General features: G+C 69.4%; 19 protein-coding genes. 9 read left to right on the forward strand and 10 right to left on the reverse strand.

Features of this window, described 5'->3' with window-relative positions; all coding sequences use genetic code 11:
* Nucleotides 1–198 precede the first annotated feature (198 nt).
* Nucleotides 199–1,545, reverse strand: a complete 1,347-nt coding sequence (locus K4L06_RS18185; protein WP_221672736.1) for a glycoside hydrolase family 16 protein — start codon at nucleotides 1,543–1,545, stop codon at nucleotides 199–201.
* A 262-nt stretch (nucleotides 1,546–1,807) separates the two neighbouring features.
* On the opposite strand from K4L06_RS18185, the gene K4L06_RS18190 reads away from it, so the two are divergent.
* From K4L06_RS18190 to K4L06_RS18220, 7 genes are all read left to right on the forward strand, one after another.
* The gene (locus K4L06_RS18190) at nucleotides 1,808–3,316 is read left to right on the forward strand and encodes an MBL fold metallo-hydrolase (RefSeq protein WP_221672737.1); all 1,509 of its coding nucleotides are present in this window, start codon (nucleotides 1,808–1,810) and stop codon (nucleotides 3,314–3,316) included.
* Nucleotides 3,317–3,470: 154 nt separating this feature from the next.
* A complete protein-coding gene (locus tag K4L06_RS18195; protein ID WP_221672738.1) occupies nucleotides 3,471–3,887 on the forward strand; it encodes a CopL family metal-binding regulatory protein in 417 nt (138 codons plus the stop codon).
* 154 nt (nucleotides 3,888–4,041) lie between these two features.
* Entirely contained in the window at nucleotides 4,042–5,865 is a 1,824-nt protein-coding gene (locus K4L06_RS18200) for a copper resistance system multicopper oxidase (protein WP_221672739.1), read from the forward strand.
* A complete protein-coding gene (locus K4L06_RS18205) occupies nucleotides 5,862–6,941 on the forward strand; it encodes a copper resistance protein B (RefSeq protein WP_221672740.1) in 1,080 nt (359 codons plus the stop codon). Before K4L06_RS18200 ends, K4L06_RS18205 begins: the two co-directional genes overlap by 4 nt.
* Nucleotides 6,942–6,951: 10 nt before the next feature.
* Nucleotides 6,952–7,839: a cytochrome c gene (locus tag K4L06_RS18210; protein ID WP_221672741.1), complete on the forward strand. Its 888-nt coding sequence runs from the start codon at nucleotides 6,952–6,954 to the stop codon at nucleotides 7,837–7,839.
* A gap of 140 nt (nucleotides 7,840–7,979) precedes the next feature.
* Nucleotides 7,980–8,405: a hypothetical protein gene (locus tag K4L06_RS18215; RefSeq protein ID WP_221672742.1), complete on the forward strand. Its 426-nt coding sequence runs from the start codon at nucleotides 7,980–7,982 to the stop codon at nucleotides 8,403–8,405.
* Nucleotides 8,406–8,487: 82 nt separating this feature from the next.
* Entirely contained in the window at nucleotides 8,488–9,699 is a 1,212-nt protein-coding gene (locus K4L06_RS18220) for an FAD-dependent oxidoreductase (protein ID WP_221673683.1), read from the forward strand.
* Between the two features lie 16 nt (nucleotides 9,700–9,715).
* On the opposite strand, the gene K4L06_RS18225 is transcribed toward K4L06_RS18220, so the two are convergent.
* The 6 genes from K4L06_RS18225 to K4L06_RS18250 form a co-directional block, all read right to left on the reverse strand.
* Nucleotides 9,716–10,357, reverse strand: coding sequence for a hypothetical protein (locus K4L06_RS18225; protein ID WP_221672743.1), 642 nt, complete (start codon nucleotides 10,355–10,357; stop codon nucleotides 9,716–9,718).
* Between the two features lie 99 nt (nucleotides 10,358–10,456).
* Complete coding sequence (locus tag K4L06_RS18230; RefSeq protein ID WP_221672744.1) at nucleotides 10,457–11,341, reverse strand: C2 family cysteine protease; 885 nt, start codon at nucleotides 11,339–11,341, stop codon at nucleotides 10,457–10,459.
* Between the two features lie 261 nt (nucleotides 11,342–11,602).
* Entirely contained in the window at nucleotides 11,603–12,349 is a 747-nt protein-coding gene (locus K4L06_RS18235; protein WP_221672745.1) for an OmpA family protein, read from the reverse strand.
* Nucleotides 12,350–12,474: 125 nt separating this feature from the next.
* A complete protein-coding gene (locus K4L06_RS18240; protein WP_221672746.1) occupies nucleotides 12,475–13,956 on the reverse strand; it encodes a wax ester/triacylglycerol synthase family O-acyltransferase in 1,482 nt (493 codons plus the stop codon).
* Between the two features lie 148 nt (nucleotides 13,957–14,104).
* On the reverse strand, nucleotides 14,105–15,532 hold the full coding sequence (locus K4L06_RS18245; protein WP_221672747.1) for a deoxyribodipyrimidine photo-lyase: 1,428 nt from the start codon (nucleotides 15,530–15,532) through the stop codon (nucleotides 14,105–14,107).
* 253 nt (nucleotides 15,533–15,785) lie between these two features.
* Nucleotides 15,786–17,351: a S8 family serine peptidase gene (locus tag K4L06_RS18250; protein ID WP_221672748.1), complete on the reverse strand. Its 1,566-nt coding sequence runs from the start codon at nucleotides 17,349–17,351 to the stop codon at nucleotides 15,786–15,788.
* Between the two features lie 804 nt (nucleotides 17,352–18,155).
* Between K4L06_RS18250 and K4L06_RS18255 the strand changes: the two genes are divergently transcribed.
* The gene (locus K4L06_RS18255; protein ID WP_221672749.1) at nucleotides 18,156–19,271 is read left to right on the forward strand and encodes an alpha/beta hydrolase; all 1,116 of its coding nucleotides are present in this window, start codon (nucleotides 18,156–18,158) and stop codon (nucleotides 19,269–19,271) included.
* Nucleotides 19,272–19,365: 94 nt separating this feature from the next.
* Here the strand turns inward: K4L06_RS18255 and alr are convergent, their stop codons facing one another.
* The gene (gene alr, locus K4L06_RS18260; protein WP_221672750.1) at nucleotides 19,366–20,457 is read right to left on the reverse strand and encodes an alanine racemase; all 1,092 of its coding nucleotides are present in this window, start codon (nucleotides 20,455–20,457) and stop codon (nucleotides 19,366–19,368) included.
* A 590-nt stretch (nucleotides 20,458–21,047) separates the two neighbouring features.
* Complete coding sequence (locus tag K4L06_RS18265) at nucleotides 21,048–21,380, reverse strand: glycine zipper 2TM domain-containing protein (RefSeq protein ID WP_221672751.1); 333 nt, start codon at nucleotides 21,378–21,380, stop codon at nucleotides 21,048–21,050.
* On the opposite strand from K4L06_RS18265, the gene K4L06_RS18270 reads away from it, so the two are divergent.
* On the forward strand, nucleotides 21,379–21,594 hold the full coding sequence (locus tag K4L06_RS18270; RefSeq protein WP_221672752.1) for a hypothetical protein: 216 nt from the start codon (nucleotides 21,379–21,381) through the stop codon (nucleotides 21,592–21,594). The two genes, K4L06_RS18265 and K4L06_RS18270, sit on opposite strands and share 2 nt — an antisense overlap.
* Before the next feature lie 106 nt (nucleotides 21,595–21,700).
* Here K4L06_RS18270 and K4L06_RS18275 read toward each other — a convergent pair whose 3' ends face one another.
* The gene (locus K4L06_RS18275) at nucleotides 21,701–22,132 is read right to left on the reverse strand and encodes a nuclear transport factor 2 family protein (protein WP_221672753.1); all 432 of its coding nucleotides are present in this window, start codon (nucleotides 22,130–22,132) and stop codon (nucleotides 21,701–21,703) included.
* Nucleotides 22,133–22,170: the final 38 nt, after the last annotated feature.

A 22,170-nucleotide genomic window follows, 5' to 3' on the forward strand; every position in this document is an offset into this window, starting at 1 on the left:
GGTCGAGCTTGCGGGCGTGGGCGCCGGCTGGCTGAGGGACGGGCGATGGGGCGCCGTCGAATGGGCAATAAAGTAAGCGCAGCCGGCGAGCTTGGCAAGGCGATAACGCCGGCGATGCGCGCCGGATAATGTGCTGCGCCGCACGGTCCGGAACGACCGTGCGGCGTCGCATCGCGATCGTGCGCCGCTGCGCTGCGATCAGTAGTCCTGGTAGTAAACGTTGTCGATGAAGACATCGACGTTCGACCCGGGCGGATCGGCGGCGAGCATGAACATCTGCTTCAGCGCATGCAGGTCGAGGTCGTGGAAGGCGCTGAACGGGATGCTGACTTCGTGCCAGTTGCCGTCGCGGACCAGGCCGTATTGCTGGCCACCGGGGGCGAACACGATCCAGCTGTCGCCTAAGGAACTGTTGAGGCCGATCTTGAAACTGTTGCCGGCGGTGGTGCGCATATGGAACTTGAGCCGGCCGTTGCCGAAGCGGCTCATGTTGCGATAGCCGGTGTACACGCCGAGCCCGTACCACGCGCCGGCGTTGGCGCGGAAGGCCATCGACTGGCTACCCTCGTACGCCGGCGCGGCGATCGGAGTCAGGTTGTTCCACAAGTACAGCTCGGCGTCGCTGCCGTAGTTCAGGCGCGCGTTCATGTCGCCGCGCTCGGTGTAGACGCCGAACTTGCCGGCGGGTGCGTTGGCGCCGGTGTACAGCTCGCTGCCCGGGTTCTGGTACAGGCGGATGTAGTCGATCTCCATCTTGCCGGGTAGCGGCGCGCTGATCCCGGCGTTGGAATAGATGCCGGTGTAGCTGCCGCCGACGGCCAGGTTCAGCAGCAGGAAGTGCTGCTGGTGGAACTCGTGCAGCGAGGCGCCCTCGATGTCGGAAATCGCGAACTCGAAGTACGGCCGGCCGTCGATGGAGACGCGGATGAACTGCGGGTCCCAGGTCATGCGATAGACGTGGAAGCCACCGGACAGGTCGCTGGGGCTGTCGTAGTCGCGGCCGTAATCGGCCTGCGAACCCTGGTAGTCCCAATGCACCGCCGCGCCGACCCGGCGATTGGTCAGCCCGGCGCCGATCGCCGCGGCCGAGCCCATTTCGACCAGGTCGATCTCGCCGCGCGCCGGCCAGTTGCCGACCGTGCCGAGCATCCAGTACGCCGGCCACAGGCCGTTGCGCAGGTCCGGCACCTTGATCCGCGCCTCTAGGGTGCCGTACTTGAAGTGCAGCCGGCCCTCGGTCTTGAGCCGCGCCGAGGTGAACGCGCGGCTGCCGAAGGCCTCGCGCCGGGCTTCGATCACCAGCCGTCCGTTCTCGATCCGCGCGTTCTCCGGCCGGCTGGTGTAGTACTGCAATTCGCTGTTGCCCCAGCCGCACAGGCCGATCTGGCAGCCGTCGCCGACGTCGTAAGTCCAGCGGTTGCGGTCGATCGACGGACCGTTGAATTCGTCCCGCCAGACCAGGGTCTGCGCGGCGGCGGGCATTGCCGCGGCCAGGCCGAACAGCGATGCGAGCAAGGCGGTCGTTGCCAAGCGCGTGGGATTCATGAGCCGGTTCTCCTGCAAGCGATGGGGAGGCGCCCGCGTGCGCAGGCCGCTCGAATGTCCTCTCAATGACAGCGCTGTCAACGGCGCCGGCCGCGGCGGAAGCGCAGATGATCCGGTTTCCAGGCCGGGTTCACGGTTCGGGTGTGGCGCGGATGCGGCTGCGCCGGGCCGCGTGTTGCAGGACAGCAGCGGTTCGCGTCGCGCCGGGCTGGCGGAACCGCCGCCAGCGGAGATAATCCGGGCTTTCCTCGCCCGATTCCGCATGCCTCTTTCGCATCTGCTGTTGCGCGCGCTCTTGCCCGCCGCCCTGCTCTGCGCCGCCCTGCCCGGCCGCGCCCTGGAGCTGCCGCGCCGCTGGATCCACGGTGCCGCCGGCGAGCCCGCCCTGCAGGTGCAGGCGGCCGCGCCGGGTCTGTGGATCCTGCGCCAGTCCAAGGCCTCCAACTTCGAGGCGCCGTTCCTGTACCTGCTCGCCGGCGAGGATCGCGCGCTATTGCTCGACAGCGGCGCCGAGCCCGCCGTCGGCACCGCGCTGCCGCTGCGCGCCGCCGTCGACGAGTTGCTCGCGCAATGGCAACGCGAACGCGGCCGCAGCGAACTCTTGCCGCTGGTGGTCGCGCATACCCACTCGCATCGCGATCACATGTACGGCGACGCCGTGTTCCGCGATCGTCCGCACACCCAGGTGGTCGGCCGACCGGTCCAGGAAGTCGCCGCGTTCTTCGGCCTGGCGCGCTGGCCCGAAGGCGAAGCTGGCTTCGACTTGGGCAGCCGCGAACTGCGCGTGCTGCCGCTGCCGGGCCACGACCCGGCGCATATCGCCGTCTACGATCCGCTCACGCGCAGTCTGTTCAGCGGCGATAGCCTGTATCCGGGCCTGCTGACCGTGCGCGATCTGCGCGCTTACCGCGCCAGCGCCGCACGCCTGGCCGCGTTCGCCCGGCGACGGCCGGTGACGCAGGTACTGGGCGCGCACATCGAGATGAGCGCGCGCCCCGGCGAACTGTACCCGCTGGGCAGCACCGTGCAGCCCGACGAACACGGTCTGGCCCTGGACGGCGCGATCCTGCCGCGCTGGCGGGCCGAGGTCGAGGCGCTCGGCGACTTCCTGCACCAGGACACGCACCCGCACTACGCTTTCGCCCGCGTGCCTCAGACGGGCGAATTCGCCGACCCGCCCAACACTCACGGCATGCTGGTGGCCGGCGTCGACACGGTCTATCTGTCGCATCTGCCGATGCCGCACTCGCCGCACGACTACCAGCTGATCTTCCAGGCGCAACTGCCGGCGCAGGCGCTGACGCGCTATCGCGAAGACGCCGCCGGGCATCCGCAGCACTACTACACCCTGGTACCGAGCGAGCGCTGGGTGCTGCCGGACACGATCAAGCCCGGGGCGAGCTTCCGCGCCGACCTCTACCGCGGCCATTTCGAGCGCGGCGGCACGCCGATCGCACGCGACCTGCAGGTCGGCGTGGGCCGGATCGTGCATTTCCGCCGCTTCGAACCCGGGCGCAAGCCCGATGCCGCGGCCTGGATCGCTTTCGGCGGCGGTCGCGAACGTTTTCTCGCCCATCGCATCGAAGCCGCGCCGGACATGGACCAGATCGTCCGCATCGACGGCTCCGCGACCGGCGCCGCGCTCGACGAAGGCCGCCCGTTGCGTCGGCCGTGGGCCCGCGGCCTGGGCGAGTTGCGCGTCGGCGACCGCGTCGGCCGGGCCCGGGTCGAGCGCGTGCTGTACACCGAATACGGCGATCTGGCGCGATGACGCGCCGGCCCGCGGCTTGACCTTCCCACGTGGGAAGGTTGCATGCTGCGCGACGCGGGCGGGCGATTCGGCTTGAAACCCAAGTCGGCCTGCACCATCCTGTGCCCCGCACTCCTGTCGGCGCCTCATGACCTTGTATTCGCTACTGCTGCGCGTGCTGCTGATCGTCGCCCTGAGCCTGAACGGCTATGCGACGGCGGCCATGTCCGTGAGCGGAGCGCATGCGATGCACGGCGGACGCGGATCCGATCGCGTTGCCGCACCCGTCGCGGCCGTCGCCGACGCATCGGCCGCAGCCGAGGCGCAGGCCAGTTGCCATGGCCACGAAGACGGCACCGCGCCGGCACCGACGGCCGTCCCTGAACCGACCGCGCCGGACGGCGCGCCCGCCGGCGACGACGATTGCTGCGGACAGGCCTTGTGCCAATGCGATTGCCTGCAGGCCGCGGCGATCGTCCGCATCGCCCTGCCCTTGCCTGCGCCGCTGGCGGCCGCGGCTCCGGCCCTGCCGGCGGAAACCGGCGCGCCGAACGCCGAATCCAATCGCCTGATCCGGCCTCCCATCGCCTGAGTCCCGCGCCGGAGCCCACGCTCCGCCACCCGCAGCGCTGCGCGCCACAGGCGTGCGGCCTGCAGCGCCCGTCCGTGGCCGCAGCCGCGCTGCGCTTGCCCGGACCCGAATGCTTCGCGACACTGCTCGCGACGCTTCCCGCAAGGAAGGTCTGATGAACCGATACTCCCGTTTCGGCGGCAACGACGCCGCGCATCCGCCCGACGCCGGCCGCCGCCGCTTCGTCGCCGGCCTGGCCGTCGGCGGCCTGGTCGCCGGCAGCGGCCTGTGGCGCAACGCCGCCGCCGCGCCGCTGGCGACCGCGCCGCAAGTGCTCAGCGGCACCGAATTCGACCTCTCGATCGGCGCCGCGCCGGTCGATTTCACCGGTCGCGTGCGCCAGGCGATCACCGTCAACGGCAGCCTGCCGGCGCCGCTGCTGCGCTGGCGCGAAGGCGATACCGTGACCCTGCGCGTGGCCAACCGCCTGCGCGAGGGCATGACCTCGATCCACTGGCACGGCCTGATCCTGCCGGCCAACATGGACGGCGTGCCGGGGCTGAGCTTCGACGGCATCCGCCCGGGCGAGAGCTACGTCTACCGGTTCAAGGTCGGCCAGTCCGGCACCTACTGGTACCACAGCCATTCGCTGTTCCAGGAACAGGCCGGCCTGTACGGCGCGATCGTGATCGACCCGCGCGAGCCGGCGCCGTTCCGTTACGACCGCGAGCACGTGCTGTTGCTGTCGGACTGGACCGACCTGGACCCGGCGGCGCTGTTCCGCCGGCTCAAGAAGATGTCGAGCTACGACAACTACTACAAGCGCACGGTCGGCGATTTCATGCGCGACGCGCGCGAACGCGGCCTGCGCGAAACCCTGCGCGACCGCGGCGAATGGGGGCGGATGCGGATGACCCCGACCGACCTGTCCGACGTCAACGGCCATACCTACACCTACCTGCTCAACGGCCGCACCCCGGCCGGCAACTGGACCGGCCTGTTCCGGCCCGGCGAAAAGGTGCTGCTGCGCTTCGTCAACGGCTCGGCGATGACCTACTTCGACGTGCGCATCCCGGGGCTGAAGATGACCGTGGTCGCCGCCGACGGCCAGTACATCCACCCGGTCACGGTCGACGAGTTCCGCATCGCCGTAGCCGAGACCTTCGATGTGCTGGTCGAACCCAGCGGCCAGGACGCCTACACGATCTTCTGCCAGGACAATGCCCGCACCGGCTACGTGCGCGGCACCCTGGCGGTGCGCGAGGGCCTGCAGGCCGAGGTGCCGCGCAACGATCCGCGCCCGCTGCTGACCATGGAGGACATGGGTCATGGCGGCATGGGCCACGGCGGACACGACATGGGCGGCATGAAGGGTATGGAGGGCGGCTGCGGCGCCAACATGGGCCATGGCGGCGGCATGAAGGGCATGGAAGGCGGTTGCGGCGCCAACATGGGCGGAGGCGATCATGCGAAGCACGGCGCTGCGGCATCGCCGCAGGGCGATCCGCGCCTGATCGACATGCGCGCGATGAGCGTCGCGCCCAAACTCGACGACCCCGGCATCGGCCTGCGCGGCAACGGCCGCAAGGTGCTGACCTACGCCGACATGCGCAGCCTGTTCGACGATCCGGACGGCCGCGAGCCCGGCCGCGAGATCGAGCTGCACCTGACCGGCCACATGGAGAAGTTCGCTTGGTCCTTCGACGGGCAGAAGTTCGAAGGCGCCGAGCCGATCCGCATGACCTACGGCGAACGTCTGCGGGTGGTGCTGGTCAACGACACCATGATGACCCACCCGATCCATCTGCACGGGTTGTGGAGCGACCTGGAGAACGAGCGCGGCGAATTCCATCTGCGCAAGCACACCATCGACATGCCGCCGGGGACGCGCCGCAGCTACCGCGTGCGCGCCGACGCGCTCGGCCGCTGGGCCTACCACTGCCATCTGCTCTACCACATGGAAGCCGGGATGATGCGCGAAGTGAGGGTCGAAGAATGAACCGCCTTCGTCCGCATGTTTCCGCATTGAGCCTGGCGCTGTGCGCCGCGGCCCTGGCGCCGGGCTTCGCCGCGGCGCAGTCGGCGCACGCCGGCCACGCACCGCCGCCGGCGGCTGCGCCCGCGACGCAGTCGGCCGAGGCCGATCGTTCGCAGATGGATCACTCGAAGATGGGCCACGGCGAAGCCGCCCCTGCGCAGCGGGATCGCGCGCAGACCAAGCATGGCGAGGCCGATCACTCGACGATGGACCACTCGCAGATGAACCACGGCGAAGTCGACCATTCGCAGATGGACCATTCGAAGATGGGCCACGGCGAGGCCGATCGCCCGCCCGCCGAGCGCAAGGCCGCGGCCGCGGGCGAGCCGCGCGAGCCGATTCCGGTGCCGACCGACGCCGACCGCGCCGCGGCGTTTCCGCCGCTGCAGCACCATATGCAGCACGCGCCGGCGGTGAATCATTACCTGGTGTTCAACCGGCTCGAATCGGTCGAGGCCGAGCACGGCAGCGCCCAGGCCTGGGAAGCGCAGGGCTGGATCGGCACCGACACCGACCGGCTGTGGCTGCGCAGCGAGGGCGAGCGCGAGCACGGCGCCACCGAATCGGCCGATCTGGAAGTGCTGTACGGCCGGGCGATTTCGCCGTGGTGGGACGCGGTGGCCGGCCTTAAGCACGACTTCCGTCCCGAGTCCTCGCAGACCTGGGCCGCGTTCGGCGTGCAGGGCCTGTCGCCGTACAAGTTCGAAGTCGCCGCGACCGCGTACATCGGCGAATCCGGACGCACCGCGCTCAACCTGGAGGCCGAGTACGAACTGCTGCTGACCAACCGGCTGATCCTGCAACCCTTGATCGAGGTCGATTTGAACGGCAAGGACGACGCCCGGCGCGGCGTCGGCCGCGGGCTGAGCACGGTCGAGGCCGGCCTGCGCCTGCGCTACGAGTTCAACCGCCACTTCGCGCCGTACATCGGCCTGAGCCGCGAACGCGCCTTCGGCGATACCGCCGACTACCGGCGCGCCGACGGCGAGGACGTGGACGACACCCGGTTCGTCGCCGGCATCCGGCTCTGGTTCTGACGAGGACGCCATGAACAACACGCTACGCAACACGCTGCGGCTCGGCGCCGCGGCGACGGTCGCGCTCGGCCTCGGCGCGGCCGCGACCTGGGCCGGACTGTACGACGTCGGCGCCGACGCGCCGCATTCGCGCCCGGTCTATGCCCTGCTCGACTACGCCCGCGAACGTTCGATCGCGGTGCGCGCGCGCGAACTGCAGGTGCCGCCCCTGGACGATCCCGAACGCATCCGCCAGGGCGCCGGCAATTACGAGGCGATGTGCGCGGGTTGCCACCTCGCGCCCGGCCGCGATCCGACCGAGCTCGCGCGCGGACTGTATCCGGCGCCACCGGACCTGAGCCGGCACGAGGTCGATCCGGCGCAGGCGTTCTGGACCATCAAGCATGGGATCAAGGCCTCGGGCATGCCGGCCTGGGGCGCGAGCATGGAGGATGCCCATCTGTGGAATCTGGTCGCGTTCCTGCGCCGGATGCCGGCGATGAACGCCGCGCAGTACCGCGATTGGGTCGAACGCAGCGACGGCCATTCGCACGGCGGCGGCGAGACCGCCGGCGTGGGGTCCGGCCACGCCGACGCCGGGCACGCGCATCCGGCGCAGGCCGATTCAGCGGGCGCCGGCACAGCGGACCACGCCGCGATGACGCATCCCGCGGCGAAACCGGCCCGTCCGGCAACGGCCGGTTCGCCGCAGGCGGTGCCGACGACACCGCCGCCGCCCTCGCCCGCCGATACCGGCGCCGCCAGCGGACACGGGCACGGACACGATGGACACGGCGACGACCCTGCTCATCCGCCCAAGCCCGCGCCGGCTCGCTCCGCCCCGACGACGCCGGCGCAGCCCCCAAGCGATGTCGAAGCCGTACCGGCCGAGCATGAATCACATTCGCACCGGCACTGAACGCGCCTTCTGGTCCGGGTAACGTCCCGGCCGCGGCGATCCGGCATCGCCGCGGCCGACCGGGCGCCGACCTTGGGGGCTGCGCGGCCGACAGGCTATGATCCCCGCAGGACGATCCGGCCCGAGTCGAGGAGCACGCCATGTCGATCACCTCCAAGGCCCGCCGCGACGCCAAGAAGCGCAAACTCGCCAAGGCCCGCAGCGCACCACCGCCGGGCCCCGGCATCGAGCCGCACGCCGAACTGCGCGACGACGCCGGCCGCCTGCTCGGCGGCATCGTCCGCCGCGAAGGCGAATGGACCCTGGGCCTGGGCGGCCGCATCGTCGGCGGATCGGAGAGCGCCGCGCGCGTGCTGGCCCTGCTCGAACGCGCCGCCAGCCTGCATCGCCGCGAAGGCCGCGAGGTCAGCCTGGGCTGCTCGCCGGCGCTGCGCCGCGCCGCCGACAGCGAAGTCGCCCAGCGCGGGATCAGCTTCGAGCAGTTCCGCGCCGAACTCGAACGCGAACTGGCGCTGGAAACCGACCCGGACCACGGCGGACTCGACGCGGCCGCCGTGCGCCACTAATTTCACCCGCCGCGGCGATCACCCGGCGCTGACGCCGCAACGGTTTTGCTAGGCGCATGCCCTGCACGCAGCGCCGGTCATGATGGACCTCAAGAGCGGCACGCCGTACTGGGCGATCCGCAACGGCCTGATGCACGCGTTTCCGCCGCTGCGCCAAGACCTGCGCTGCGAGGTCGCGGTGATCGGCGGCGGCATCAGCGGCGCGCTGATCGCCGACGAACTGGCCGCGCACGGCATCGACACGGCGCTGTTCGAGCAGCGCGACATCGGCTGGGGCAGCACCGCCGCCAGCACCGCCCTGCTCCAGTACGAAATCGACACGCCCCTGCTCGAGCTGTGCCGGCGCTACGGCGAAGACGCCGCGGCCGCCGCCTACCGCGCCTGCGCCGAAGCGATCCCGGCGCTGGAGTCGGTCGCGCGCGGGCTGCGCGACGTCGACTTCGCCCGCTGCGACAGCCTGTATTTCGCCAGCAAGCCGCGCCACCGCACGGCGCTGCGCGACGAGGCCGCCTTGCGCCTGCGCCACGGCCTGCAGTTGCGCTGGCTCGACGAGCAGGCGCTGGCCGCCGACTACGGCTTGCGCGCGCCGGGCGCGATCCTCAGCGCCTGCGCCGCCCGGGTCGATCCGTATCGCATGACCTTGCGCCTGTTGGCCCGATTGCAGCGGCGCGGGGTCGGCGTCTACGACCGCACCCGGCTGCAGTTGCTGCGCTCGACCTCGCGCTCGGTCGAGCTGCGCAGCCAGGGCGGCTTGCGGGTGCGCGCCGGCCACGCGGTGGTCGCCGCCGGCTATGCCGGCCAGCACTGGCTCCGGCAGCGCCTGGCCCGCAACCGCAGCAGCTACGCCTTCGTCACCGATCCGCTCGACGACGCGACGCTCGGCGGTTTGCGCGACACCCTGGTGTGGGAAACCGCGCGGCCCTACCTGTACCTGCGCGCCACCGGCGACGGCCGCCTGCTGGTCGGCGGCGCGGACGATGCGGTCGATCTGCCGGCGCGGCGCGATCGGCGCGTGCCGGGCAAGGCGCGCAAACTGGTCGCCGCGGTCGCGCGGCGTTTTCCCGGGTTGTTGTTGCGGCCGGCGTTCGCCTGGGGCGGCACCTTCGCCGAAACCGACGACGGCCTGCCCTGGTTCGGCGCGCATCCGCAGCACGGCCCGCGGGTGTTGTTCGCGATGGCCTACGGCGGCAACGGCATCACCTACAGCATGATCGGCGCGGGCCTGCTGCGCGCGGCGATCGAACGCCGCAAGCATCCGCTGGCGGAGCTGTTCTCGTTCGATCGTCGAGGATGAGATTAAGGCGCGCCGCTCAGCGCACGGCGGCTTCGAATTCGGCGAAGGCCGGCCGGTCTTGCGCGGCCGCGTGCACGCGGGCCAGCCGGTAGCCGCGGCCATCGGCTTCGACGGTCGCGCCGAGCGCGATGCGCTGGCGCCGCACCTGGGCCGGCGGCGCCGAGGCCAGAGTGAACTCCGCCGGCCAGTGGATCCATTCCAGCGAGCCGTCGGCCGCGTCCAGGGCTTGCACGGCGATCCGCGAGGCGCCGATGCGCGTGCCGCCGTCGCCGGCGAACACCGGAATCGATGCGGCGGCATCCACGCAGGGCGAGTCGGAACTCGGCCCCTTGAGCAGCACGGTCGCGCGTTCGCGTTCGTGCGACGGCTCCAGGCGCACGACCTGGTAGCACTGCGCGCCGGCCACCAGCCACTGGCCGGGCGCGTACTCGGCGGTCGCGGTCCATTCCCGGCCCGGCTCCGGCATCAGCGCCAAGCGCGCGCTCATGCGTCCGTCGTCGTGGCGCTCGACGCGCTCGATCGCCAGCGAATGGCCGTCGTCCAGGCGCACGACCGTGCCTTGGCGAATGACCCGGCCGCCGGCTTCGGCGGCGTCAGCGTGCGGCATGTGCATCGACAGGACCAGGATGGCGGGCAGCAGCCCTTGCGACAGTGTCATGGGATCGTCCGGACGGGCGCCGGCGGCGGCCTCCGCGCGGTCGAGCTTAGGCCAAGCCGCGCGCGGGCGACAAGCGCGGCGCGCGCAGCGTGACCGCGATCACTTGGTCGCCGACGACACGCCGTAGCTGAACGAATCCATCGCCTCGTCGAACGGGATCTTCTTCACCCCTTCGGTGCCGTGCGGGTTGTACACCTCGACATAGCGCTGGCCGTTCTCTTCCTTGACCCCGACCACGGTATAGACGTGCCAGTCGACCAGGCCGTGCTTGGTGGCCACGTCCTTGTTCACGCCCTTGAAGTCGTCGGGCGTGCCGAGCACCACCGCCTTGCCGCCGTCGAGGTCGCTCTTGAGGTCCTCGAAGCTGTAGTCGTCGGTGTCGATCTGATCGGCGTCGTGGCCGGTCAGCAGGCTCATGATCTCGGCCGAGTTGCCGCCGTGGTTGATCGCGTCGTAGCCGCCCTTGTACTGGGCGTAGGCCTTCTCGACGATCTTCGGCCAGATCTCGGCCTTCTCGCCCTTGCCGTTGACGAAGTCGCCCGAGCCGTTGGCGGACTTGTCGGAGAAGTTGCCGTCGACCTTGATCTCGACCTTCTTGTATTCGCCGCCGCCGAAGAAACCGGGGATGCCGAGGAAGCCGTTGTCCTTCTCGTAGAAGGTCACGGTGTAAGTGCCGTCGCCGTTGTCGCGCACCGCGTTCTTGACCAGTTCCGGGTTCTTGGCCGCGACCGCGCCGATCCCGGCGACCACGTAGCAGTCGTTGAGGCCGCCCTGGGCGATGTCGTCGTAGTCGACCGCATGGCCGTCGCCGGCGCCCTGCTCGAACACCTTGGTCTCGCCCTGGATCGGCTTGCAGTCGCCGGTGCCGTCGCAGGCGTTCTTTTTGTCGCCGCCGAGGTTCTGGGCCTGGTCGCCGGGCAGGAAGGGATCGAGCGCCTGCAGGGCGCGCTGGCCGATATCGGTGACGGACGAGGTCCAGGACATGACGCGGCTCCGGATGCGGGGAATGGGCCGAAGCATGCGCGGCGGCGCGGCGCCTGCCCAGCTAGGGCGTGCCCCATCTCGGGCCGTCCCGAGCGCACCACGGCGGCCTCGCCGCATGCGCCGCAGCGCGGTTCGCAACTCCAGCCGAGACGATACGAGAACGGGCCGCTTGCGCGGCCCGTCGTCGTATCGCTGGTCGGCTGTCCCGCCGGTACTGAGCGGCGACGCTCAGTCGGCGATCCAGGATCTACGAGCAGGCGTTTACGAACGCACCGGCACCAGGGTGATTTCGACCCGGCGGTTCTGCGCCCGGCCGGCCTCGGTGTCGTTGCTGGCGATCGGGCGGGTCTTGCCGGCGCCGGTGAGGATGAAACGGTCGCGCATCAGGCCCTTGGACATCAGGTAATTGCCGACGCTGCCGGCGCGCTGCTCGGACAGGCGCTGGTTGACCGCGTCCGTGCCGATGCTGTCGGTGTGGCCGGCGACCTCGACGATGGTCTGGTTGTACTCGGTCAGGGTGCTGGCGACGTTGTCGAGCACCGGATAGAACTGCGGGTCGAGATTGGCGCTGTTGAAGGCGAAGGTGATGTTGCTCGGCATGTTCAGGGTGATGTTGTCGCCGTTGCGGACCACGTCGACGCCGGTGCCGGCCATGCGGTCGCGCAGCGCGCGTTCCTGGCGGTCCTGGTAGTTGCCGATCGCGCCGCCGGCCAAACCGCCGACGCCGGCGCCGATCAGGGCGCGCTGGCGGCGTTCGGTGGCATCGTCGCCGCTGAGCAGGCCCGCGGCCACGCCGGCCAGGGCGCCGATCAACGCGCCCTTCTGGGTCTTGCTCATCCCGCCCTGCTGCTGCGGCGGCGGGTTCTGGTTCGGATAGCCCTGGTTCGGATAGGGCTGCTGCTGTCCGCCGTAGTAGCCGCCTCCGCCGGTCGCGCAGCCGGCGAGCATCGCGGTCATGGTGGCGGCGGCCAGGGCGAGCTTGAGCGTCTTCGAGATCGGGGTTTTCATGGCGGTCCTCGGCTGTGGCGGTGTTGCGTGCGCGCCCAAACTAATCACGCCGCCGTCGCGGGCGGGTGACGAGCGCGCGCGCCGCTGCGCCGCGATTCAGCTTGCCGGGAGGCGCCGCGCGGCGCTCAGGCCGAGATCGGTTCCGGCATCAGCGCGTCGGCGCCGGCCGCGTCCAGGGGCACGTCCCAATTGCCCATCAGCGCCAGGTACAGCAGCTTGTCGAATTCGCTGCCGAAGCGCTGGATCACCGCGTCCGGGTCGGGGATCAGTTTGCCGTCGGCGATCAGGCCGAAGTGGACCTTGCCGTTGTAGCTGAGGATCGAAATGCCGATCCCGATCGAGCCGGTCTGCGGTACCCAGAACATCATCCCGTCCAGGCGCGAGCCGGCCATGTACAGCGGCTGCTGCGGCCCGGGGACGTTGGTCGCCACGGCGGTGGCCTTGCGGCTGAACAGCTCCAGCGCCAGCCCCTGGACCTGCGACGGCGCCATGCCGAGTGCGGCCAAAAGTCCAAATGCAACAATGGCTTGTCGGGAATTCTTGAGATTATTCATGCACTCGGCGACGCGCTCGACCCGGCGGATCGGGTTGTCTTCGCCGACCGGCAGGTCGAGGAACACCAGGCCGAAGTGGTTGCCGAGCTTGCGCGCGTGTTCGAGCGGACGCAGGTTGACCGGCACCGTGGCGCGCAGGGTCAGGCCGTCGACCTGGTCGCCGCGTTCGATCATGTAGCTGCGCAGCGCGCCGGCCGCGGTCGCCATCAGCACGTCGTTGACCGTGCAGTCGCAGGCGCGGCCGACCGCCTTGACCTCTTCCAGGTCCAGCGGCTCGGCCCAGGCCACGCGCTTGCTGACCCCGAGCTTGCCGCGCAGCAGCGAGGGCGGATCGTCCGACAACGACAGCGCGTGCAGCAGTTCGCGCGCGATCTCGCCGCCCTCCTTGGCCAGCATCGCCGCCAGGGTCGGGTCGCGGTACATCTCCATGCCCTTCTCGACCACCTTGCTGCCGAGCTTCATGTAACGGTCGACCGCGCCGACCCGACGGGCGACGTCGACGCCGTCCTGCTTGAGCCAGGCCTGGGCCAGGTCGCTGCCCTTGGCCGGCTGGGCGGTGGTGTCGGTCAGCGACAACAGCACCTGGACCAGGGCGATGCCGTCGGCGTAGCTGTGGTGGATGCGCGCGACCAGGGCCGAGCCGCCGTTGTAGCGCTCGACCAGATGGAACTGCCACAAGGGCCGGCTGCCGTCGAGCGGGCTGGACGCGAGTTGGCTGACGAAGCGCTCCAGGGCGCGCTTGCCGCCGCGCCCCGGCAGCGCGGTGTGCTGCACGTGCCAGTCGATGTCGAAGTCGTCGTCGGTCTGCCAGTAGGCGCCGGCGGCGGTGTCGACCGCCTTCTGCCGGAACCGGGTATAGGCCAGGAAACGCTGCTTGACCACGCGCTTGAACGCATCCACCGACATCGGCTCGGCGAACATCAGCACGCCGGTGATCATCATCGGGTTGGTCGGCCGCTCCATCCGCAGCCAGGCCGTGTCGACCCGCGACATCGGTTCGCGCCGTGCGCGCTTGCGCGATTGCGTGGTCGATCCCGCCTCTGCCTTGGCCATGCGTCCTCCCCGGATGTTCGGCGAGTGAATCATGCGGTCGCAGGAGCGGTCAACGCGCTTGCGCGCGTTGCGCGCACGGGGATGGGGAATCGGGAATAGAGAATCGGTCAAAGCATGCGCTGCTTTCCGATTCCCCATTCCCCATTCCCTATTCCCGACCCCGATAGGCCTGCAACGCCGCATCGCGCCCCGCGGCCAGGTCGACCAGGGGCTGCGGCGGGTAGTCGGGGGCGATTCGGCGCAGGCGGGCGGGGTCTTGCCAGGGGGCGAAGCGCAGCGGCACGGGCAGCGGCGCCAGTTCCGGCAGCCAGCGCGCGATATAGGCGCCGTCGGGGTCGAATTTCTCGGCCTGGGTCACCGGGTTGAAGATGCGGAAGTACGGCGCGGCGTCGGCGCCGGTGCCGGCGACCCACTGCCAGCCCAGGGTGTTGTTGGCCAGGTCGGCGTCGACCAGGGTGTCCCAGAACCAGCGCGCGCCGTGTCGCCAGTGGTAGCGCAGGTGCTTGGTCAGGTAGCTGGCGACGATCATGCGCACGCGGTTGTGCATCCAGCCGGTGGCCCACAGCTCGCGCAGCCCGGCATCGACGATCGGCACGCCGCTGCGGCCCTGTTGCCAGGCTTCCAGCTTCAGCGGCGACAGCCGCGCCCAGGCGAAATCGTTGAAGCGCGGATTGAAGTTCTGCTCCGGCGTGTCCGGAAAGTGATGCAGCAGGTGATGGGCGAACTCGCGCCAGCCCAGTTCGCGGATCGCCGCATCGACATCGCCCGCGTTGCCGGCGTTGCGCTCGGCCTGCAGCGACGCGACCGCGCGCCAGGGCGCGATCTCGCCGAAGTGCAGGTGCGGCGACAGGCGCGAAGTGCCGACCCGGTCGGGCCGGTCGCGCTGCTGCGCGTAACCGCGCAGGGCGCCGTTGACGAAGGTCTCCAGGGCCGCCAGCGCCCCGCCCTCGCCCGGCGTCCAGTCGGTCCAGAACGAGGCATCCCAGCGCGGCGTCGGGGTCAGCTTGAGCGCCGCCAGCGGCACCCCGTCGGGGCCCTGGGCGACGGCCGGCAACGAGGCCGGCGGCGGCCAGCAACTGGTATCGCGCCAGTCCGCCAGCGCCGCGCGCCAGAACGGGGTGAACACTTTGAACGGTCCGCCCTGTTTGGTGCGCAAGGTCCACGGCTCGAACAGCAATGCGCTGTTGTGGCTTTCGGCCTGCACGCCCATCCGCCGCAGCGCCTGCTTGATGCGGGTGTCGCGGCGCTCCAGATACGGCTCGTAACGGCGGTTCCAGAACACCGCCCGCGCGTCCATCGCCAGGACCAGCGATTGCAGGGTCGCCAGGCTGGGGCCGAAGAAGTGGCGCAGGTGCGAACCGCGCTTGCGCAAGTCGGCGTCCAGCGCGGCCAGGGCGCGATGACGCCAGGCGTCGGAGGCCGCGCCCGGGCGCCAGTGGCCGTGCTCGTCGGGGGCATGGATATAGACCGGCACCGGCGCATAACCGGCCTCGAGCGCCGCGCGCAGGGCCGGATTGTCGGCCAGGCGCAGATCGTTGCGGAACCACACCAGGGCGACGGGCGGAGCCTCGGGCATGCGGCGGGCGGCGGGCGGCGTCAGGGAGGGGCAGTATGCATGAGCGGGGAAAGAGTGGAGAGGAACGAGAAACGAGTAAAAGCCGGGGACATCGCAGTCCGCGAACGAAACAGGGACGGAGGGGGTTAAGCGATGCTTAACCCCCTCCGTCCCTGGCGCTTCCCCTAACTGTCGAAGCGGGGAACGAGCGTCGCGTAGCCACTCGCTCCCGCTCCTTCAAGGCGGCGCAGCCGCCGCCTCGTTCTGCTGGCGCTTACTGCGACTGCAGCTCGGCGATCGCCGCCTGGGTCTGGACCAGGCCCCAGCCGGTGTTGTCGTCGCGGCCCGGCGCGTCCAGGTCGATCGCGGTCACCGCCAGCGCATCGCGCACCTGCTGCGCGGTCGCGGTCGGCTTGGCGCTCCAGGCCACCGCGGCCACGCCGGAGACGTGCGGGGTCGCCATCGAGGTGCCGTCCATGTCGACGTAGGCGGTGTTGCTGGCCTGCGGCACGGTGTCGACGGTCGCGCTCTGGCCGGACAGCCCGGCGATGATCGCCTCGCCGTCGGCCTTGGCGATGCCGACCGCCGGGATGGTGCTGTGGTTGGCCGCACCGGTCGCGGTGACGCCGAGGGTGGCGTGCAGCGCGCCGTCGACGTTGTTGTAGATCACCACGCCGACGCCGCGGCCCTTCTGCACCGCCTGCACCTTCTCCAGGAAGCTGTTGGTGCCGCGCTGGCACAGCACGACCTTGTTGCGCCAGGTCGAGGTGGAGGACGTGCACAGGCCGCCGTTGACCCAGCCGGCGCTGGCGGTGGCCTGCTTGGAGCCGTCGATCGGGTTCATCGCGAAGCTGCTGTTGCCGACCTTGAGCGGGTCGTCGGCCAGCGGGAAGGTGCTGTGCACGGCCACGCCCGGCGCCGACAGCTCGACCTCGCTGTTGTACTGGGAGAAATCGGCCTTGGCGTTGTTCGAATCGACCGCAGCCACCGAGACCACGCTCGGGTAGGACGCCGGATAGCTCAGGGTCGCGTTGCCGTCGTTGCCGGCCGCGGCGATGCTGAGGATGCCCTGGTCGGCCAGGCTCTGGAAGGCGTTGCGCTCGGTGGTCGAGCTGCCGCCGCCGCCCAGGCTCATGCTGATGATCTTGGCGCCGGCCGTGGCGCAGCGGTTGGCCGCGTCGACCAGGGTCGAGCTGTAGGTCCAGGAGCACTGGCCTTCGCCGGAATAGCCGTTGGTGCCGAACACCTTGATGATGTGCAGCGAGACCTTGCCCGGGCTGACGCCGACCACGCCGGTGGCGTTGTTGGCCGCGGCGATGGTGCCGGCGACATGGGTGCCGTGGCCGCAGGTGTCGTTGTTCCAGCCGCTCGGATAGCCGGTCATGGCGATGCCGGCGAAGTCTTCGTGAGCCGAGTTGATGCCCGAGTCGATCACGCAGACCTTGATCCCGGCGCCGGTCGCGGCGCCGGCGTCGATCGTGCCGTCGCGGTCGGCGTCCCACACGTCGCGCGCCTGCACCTTGTCGATGCCGTAGGGCACGGACTGGGCCGAGGCGTAGCGCGGCAGGTCGGGTTCGACCGAGGCGATGTTGGGGTTGTTGCGCAGCGCCTGCTGCGCCTGCGGCGGCAGGGTCGCGACGAACGCGTTGAGCTTGTCGAACTGGAAGTGGATCGCACCGCCGCCGGCCTGCAGCGCCTTGCGCACGTTCTCGCGTTCGGCCGACTGCTTGAACTTGACCCAGACGCGATTGGGATCCGGGCCCTGCGCCGCGGCCAGACTCGATACCGCCAGCATGGACAGACCCAGGCCCAGTGCGCACACCAACTTGCGTTGCTTCATTCGTGACTCCCCGAGATGAAAGGCGGCCCGGACGCGCCGGGCCGGTAGCGATACGCCGCGGTCTGGGCCGCGACGCACATCCGACGCTAGCGCCGTCGGGCGCGACTCGGGAATGAGTGAACCCCCTCAGGGAACATGTAATTTTGCTACTTAAATCACAAATTTAATATGATGAATCCGGCGCTTCTGGCCGCTGTAGGGTGGACGCTGCGTTAGTGCGTTTCGGTCAATCGGTAAGCCGTTTTGTGGCCGCCCAAACAAGGGAGCCCTCGCTTGATGTCTTGGCGTGCGCAGCTCATCCGGTCGAGGTGCGCACTGAAACCTCGAGCAAGCGGCGAACGAAGAACACTCATACGCATTGCCGCCCGAAGCAGCGCTCAATACAGCGTCAAGCTCAGTCATAAAACGAAAATTCGCCTGGCGACATGCTTGGGCCGAACTCGATAGCGATAGCGATCGAGTTCAAGGACTGAACAGGACTAAAGGCGCGATGTCGCGATATGCGCGACTAAGGGGACGCTCGCGCGGACACAGAGCCGTCGCCGAGCGAATAGCGAACCCAGGTCAACTTCAATAATCGTGCCGCATGAGCGCGAATCGAACTTCATGACTGCTCGAAGAACATGCATCGCGACACACCTTGACGAGCTCTGCAACACACTTCTAATTTCTTCGCCGGATTCGCCGCGCGGAAGGGAAACGGCGCTTCGATCGGCCGAGTTTCGACCCTTCGATGACCTCGCCTTAGGCGGCATGCATCCAACGCACGCCACCGTACGCTCACTTTTAATCTAGGCAGTGGAAATGAAGTCAGGATCGTGGGTCGCCACATTTTTGAGCCTGTTTTTGCTATCCCCCAACAGCCTTGCGTCCCCTGCGCTGCACACCGAGGACCTGATGCTGCCGGTCCAGATCGATGGCCGAACCGAGGCCCTGGGGGCTTACTTGGCCAGGCCGGACAAGCCGGGCCGGTATCCGATCGCACTGATCGTCAATGGATCGTCCCCTGAGCCGCGCCAACAACACGCCGATGGACTAGCGCACATCGCCCGCGATTTCGCTCATCGAGGATGGCTGGCTGTATCGGTCAGTTTTCGCGGCTATGGGTATTCCTCCGGCACTCGGCATGACGATGCGGGAAGTTGCAAATCGCCGACTGTCGCCAAGTTTTTTGAGCCCTACGCTAAAGATCTCGCCGCTGCTTTGAGCACTATCAAGCACCGCCCCGATGCCGATCCGTCCCACTCGATAGGCCTCGGAATCTCGATTGGCGGCGTTTCCGTACTTGCTTTGGCCGCCCAACCGGATCGGCCTTTGGATGCGGCCATCAATCTTTCCGGCGGGCTCTATCCGGACTATTCGCTCCGCGAAGAACAATGCCCGGAATTCAACGACGACTTGGTCCAGTACGTAGGAAAATTGGCCGAACGCAGCCGTGCGTCCACGCTGTGGTTGTATGCCGAGAACGATCAATCGTTCTCGCCAGAGCTCGCGCGCAGAATGCTCAAAAGCTACCGGGCCAAGGGCGGCGCTGCCGAACTGGCCGTCCTCCCGCCGTTCTGGCGCGATGGCCATCAGCTCTACAGGCATGAAGCGAGCCCACTGATTCGGCCCCGGATCGACAGCTTCCTGCGAGGCCTCAAGCTACCCTCGATCGATTCGCATGCCCTGGCGTCCTTGAACGCAATCTTGCCCCCCGAATCGCGGAAAAGCCTGCAGGTCTATCTCGAAGGAGATTCGAGCGAGAAAGCGCTGGCGCTTTCTGGCGACAAGAAACTCTTCTGGGGCAGAGGGTATGGTTCGCTCGACGATGCCCGCAGCACTGCATTGAAACAGTGCCAGAGCGAAGCGACCGGTTGCCGCATCGTCGCCGAAAACAATGAACTGGTGGAGTCTTGGCAGGATCCTGCCGCGATTTGAGTTCTAGACGAGATTCCGACAGGCATGCCATTGCGACCGATCCGCCGCAGAACAAGATTCCGCGGCGGATCGGTGGTCTCAAGTCTCGCCAGCCTCAGCTCTCGACGAAGCGCACCCGGCGGGTGATCGAGCAGGTCAGCTCGTAGCCGATCGTGGCGCTGGCCTGCGCGATGCGTTCGACCGGCAGTTCCGGCCCCCACAGCAGCACCGGATCGCCGACCTTGGCCCCGGGCACGCCGCGCAGGTCGATGGTCATCAGGTCCATCGACACCCGGCCGATCAGCTGGGTGTCGTGGCCGGCGACCCGCACCGGAGTGCCGGACGGCGCCGCGCGCGGGTAGCCGTCGCCGTAGCCGATCGCGGCCACGCCGATCCACATGTCTTCCGGGCATTCCCAGGTCGCGGCATAGCCGATCTTCTCGCCCTTGCGCACCCGGTTGACCGCGATCAGCCGGGTCGACAGGGTCATCGCCGGGCGCAGACCGAAATCGGCGCCGGTGCGGCCTTCGACCACGCTGATCCCGTACAGCAGGCCGCCCGGGCGGATCCACTGCGCATGCGCGTCCGGCCAGCCGAGCACCGCGGCCGAATTGGCCAGCGAACGCGGCCCGTCCAGGCCCTCGGTCGCGGCGGCGAAGGCGCGCAGTTGGGCGCGGGTCTGGCCGTGGCCGGCCTGGGCCGGGTCGAGCTCGTCGGAACTGGCGAAATGGTTCATCAGCACGATGCCGTCGGCGACCGCCGCCGCCTCGCTCAGGCGCGCATGCGCCTGGCGCACCTGGTCGGGGGCGAAGCCGAGCCGGTGCATGCCGCTGTCGACCTTGAGCCAGCAGCGGATCGGCTCGCCGGGACCGGCTTGCTCGAGCATCTCGATCTGGCTGGGATGGTGGACCACCGATTCGACTCCGAGCCGGCGCAGTTGCGGCAGGTCGTCGGCCTCGTCGAAGCCCGACAGCAGCACGATCGGCTGCGACAGGCCGGCGGCGCGCAGGCGGTCGGCGTCGGACAGGGCCGCCACGCCGAAGGCGTCGGCGCCTTCCAGGGCGCGGGCAACGCGCTCCAGGCCGTGGCCGTAGCCGTCGGCCTTGACCACCGCCATGACCCGGCTGTGGGGGGCGAGCGCCCGGGCCTGGGCGAGGTTATGACGCAAGGCGTCGGTGTGGATGCTTGCGCAAGTCGGTCGTGCCATGCGCCGCATTCTAGCGAGCGCCGTCGGCGCGCCGATGAGCTGAGTGTGAAGTCGCTGCGCTTGTGCAGGACGGGCAAAGCCGGGGACGTCGGTTGCGGGGGCGCGGTCGCGTGGCAGGAGCACCCCCCTGCCCCCTTTTCAAAGGGGGGAACAGCAACAGCGCGGAGGCAACGACGGTAGCGCGGGGCAGTCGCGCGAAACATTGCTGCGCAGCGGATGCCCGCGTGGCGGATGCTCTTGTAGGAGCGGCGTGAGCCGCGAGCGGCGGCCTGCGCGGCCCCATCCATCGCGTCGCCACGCCCATCCGCCGCAGGGTAGGAGCGGCGCCCCACGGGGATTTCCTCCGGTCACAAGCCGCGACCGCGAACCCTCGGGCAGCGACGAAGGCTGCGGCGGGCCCATCCCCCTGCCCCACTTCTCCAACCGAACGACGGCGAGAACGAAAAAGCCGCGCGGACAGACGCCCGCGCGGCTTCGATGTCGAGCCTGGAACGATCGGCAGGAGCGCGCGGCTTGGGCAAGCACGGAAGCGGTCCGAAACCCGCTCCCGCTCCGCTAGCGCCTATGCTCCAGCTCGTGAGCGCTCAGGCTCAGTCGCAGCGACGCTCGATCACCGTCTCGGTCTTGTTCTGCTGGTGCTCCTGGATCTTGCGGCCCGCGAGCGCGCCGCCGACCGCGCCGGCCGCCGTCGCCAGCTTCTTGCCGTTGCCGCCGCCGACCTGGTTGCCGAGCAGGCCGCCCGCGACCGCGCCGATCGCGGTGCCGGTGATCTTGTGCTGGTCCTTGATCTGCTTGGGACGCTGCACTTCGACGTCGTAGCAGCGCGGGGTCTTCTTGGACTTGCTCTGGGCGCCGGCGACGCCGGTGGCCGCGACGCAGGACATCAGCACGATCGCGAGGGTGGATTTCAGGTTGGAGTTCATGGACGCACCGATGGAAGGGAGGAAAGAATCGAGCGATACGATGCGCCGCGCTGCGTCACGAACACGTCAATCGCCGAGCGTTCGGCGGTGCGCGACGCGCAGCGGCGGCATCGCGCAGCAGGCTAGCGCGATGCAGCTGAACGGGCGATGCAGCAACGCGATGGCGATGCGCGAGGACGCGGCGCATCTTCGACAACGTGCGCGGCATCACTGATTGGCGCCGGGCCGAAGACGGCCCGGCCCCACTCCAGCGATCGCGCTATCCGCATCGCTTCCGGGCGCGGACCGCAACGGGACCCAGCCGGGCGGCGCGATCGCGCTCAGCGCGGCTTGCTGTGCCAGAGCGCGTTGACGATGATCCAGCGGCCGTCGAAGCGGCCCATGTGGAAGTAATCGACGAACCAGGGCGTTTCCGCGCGCACCGCGGCGGCGTTGCCGGCCACGTCGAGCACCCGGCAGCTGCGGTTCCATTGTTCTTTGGGGGTCTTCAGCGCGCCCTGCTTGGTCAGCTCGACCAGCTCTTCTTTGGACATGCGGCGCAGCCCGAGGCGCTCGTACGGGGTATCGCCGATCACCGCGCGCTTGGCCAGGTCCGGGTGCAGGGCGCGCGCGACGCGTTGCGGATCGGCTTCGAGCTGGCCGTCGAGGTAGTCGAAACAGGTCGCCTCGATTGCGGCGATCGTCGCCGACTCGGGCGGTGCCGCCGGGGCGGTGGCGCTTGCGGCCGCAAGCAGCAGGGAAAACATCGACATCCAGGCCTCCATGGGGCGCATGCGGACCGGGAGCGGTC

This window comes from Lysobacter sp. BMK333-48F3 (assembly GCF_019733395.1).
GTDB lineage: Bacteria > Pseudomonadota > Gammaproteobacteria > Xanthomonadales > Xanthomonadaceae > Lysobacter.

Excerpts from the sequence above, each read along its gene's own strand:
- K4L06_RS18185 (WP_221672736.1), bottom strand. The coding sequence starts at position 1,545 with ATGAATCCCACGCGCTTGGCAACGACCGCCTTGCTCGCATCGCTGTTC.
- K4L06_RS18190 (WP_221672737.1), top strand. The coding sequence starts at position 1,808 with ATGCCTCTTTCGCATCTGCTGTTGCGCGCGCTCTTGCCCGCCGCCCTG.
- K4L06_RS18200 (WP_221672739.1), top strand. The coding sequence starts at position 4,042 with ATGAACCGATACTCCCGTTTCGGCGGCAACGACGCCGCGCATCCGCCC.
- K4L06_RS18205 (WP_221672740.1), top strand. The coding sequence starts at position 5,862 with ATGAACCGCCTTCGTCCGCATGTTTCCGCATTGAGCCTGGCGCTGTGC.
- K4L06_RS18210 (WP_221672741.1), top strand. The coding sequence starts at position 6,952 with ATGAACAACACGCTACGCAACACGCTGCGGCTCGGCGCCGCGGCGACG.
- K4L06_RS18215 (WP_221672742.1), top strand. The coding sequence starts at position 7,980 with ATGTCGATCACCTCCAAGGCCCGCCGCGACGCCAAGAAGCGCAAACTC.
- K4L06_RS18220 (WP_221673683.1), top strand. The coding sequence starts at position 8,488 with ATGGACCTCAAGAGCGGCACGCCGTACTGGGCGATCCGCAACGGCCTG.
- K4L06_RS18225 (WP_221672743.1), bottom strand. The coding sequence starts at position 10,357 with ATGACACTGTCGCAAGGGCTGCTGCCCGCCATCCTGGTCCTGTCGATG.
- K4L06_RS18230 (WP_221672744.1), bottom strand. The coding sequence starts at position 11,341 with ATGTCCTGGACCTCGTCCGTCACCGATATCGGCCAGCGCGCCCTGCAG.
- K4L06_RS18235 (WP_221672745.1), bottom strand. The coding sequence starts at position 12,349 with ATGAAAACCCCGATCTCGAAGACGCTCAAGCTCGCCCTGGCCGCCGCC.
- K4L06_RS18240 (WP_221672746.1), bottom strand. The coding sequence starts at position 13,956 with ATGGCCAAGGCAGAGGCGGGATCGACCACGCAATCGCGCAAGCGCGCA.
- K4L06_RS18245 (WP_221672747.1), bottom strand. The coding sequence starts at position 15,532 with ATGCCCGAGGCTCCGCCCGTCGCCCTGGTGTGGTTCCGCAACGATCTG.
- K4L06_RS18250 (WP_221672748.1), bottom strand. The coding sequence starts at position 17,351 with ATGAAGCAACGCAAGTTGGTGTGCGCACTGGGCCTGGGTCTGTCCATG.
- K4L06_RS18255 (WP_221672749.1), top strand. The coding sequence starts at position 18,156 with ATGAAGTCAGGATCGTGGGTCGCCACATTTTTGAGCCTGTTTTTGCTA.
- alr (WP_221672750.1), bottom strand. The coding sequence starts at position 20,457 with ATGGCACGACCGACTTGCGCAAGCATCCACACCGACGCCTTGCGTCAT.
- K4L06_RS18270 (WP_221672752.1), top strand. The coding sequence starts at position 21,379 with ATGGACGCACCGATGGAAGGGAGGAAAGAATCGAGCGATACGATGCGC.
- K4L06_RS18265 (WP_221672751.1), bottom strand. The coding sequence starts at position 21,380 with ATGAACTCCAACCTGAAATCCACCCTCGCGATCGTGCTGATGTCCTGC.
- K4L06_RS18275 (WP_221672753.1), bottom strand. The coding sequence starts at position 22,132 with ATGTCGATGTTTTCCCTGCTGCTTGCGGCCGCAAGCGCCACCGCCCCG.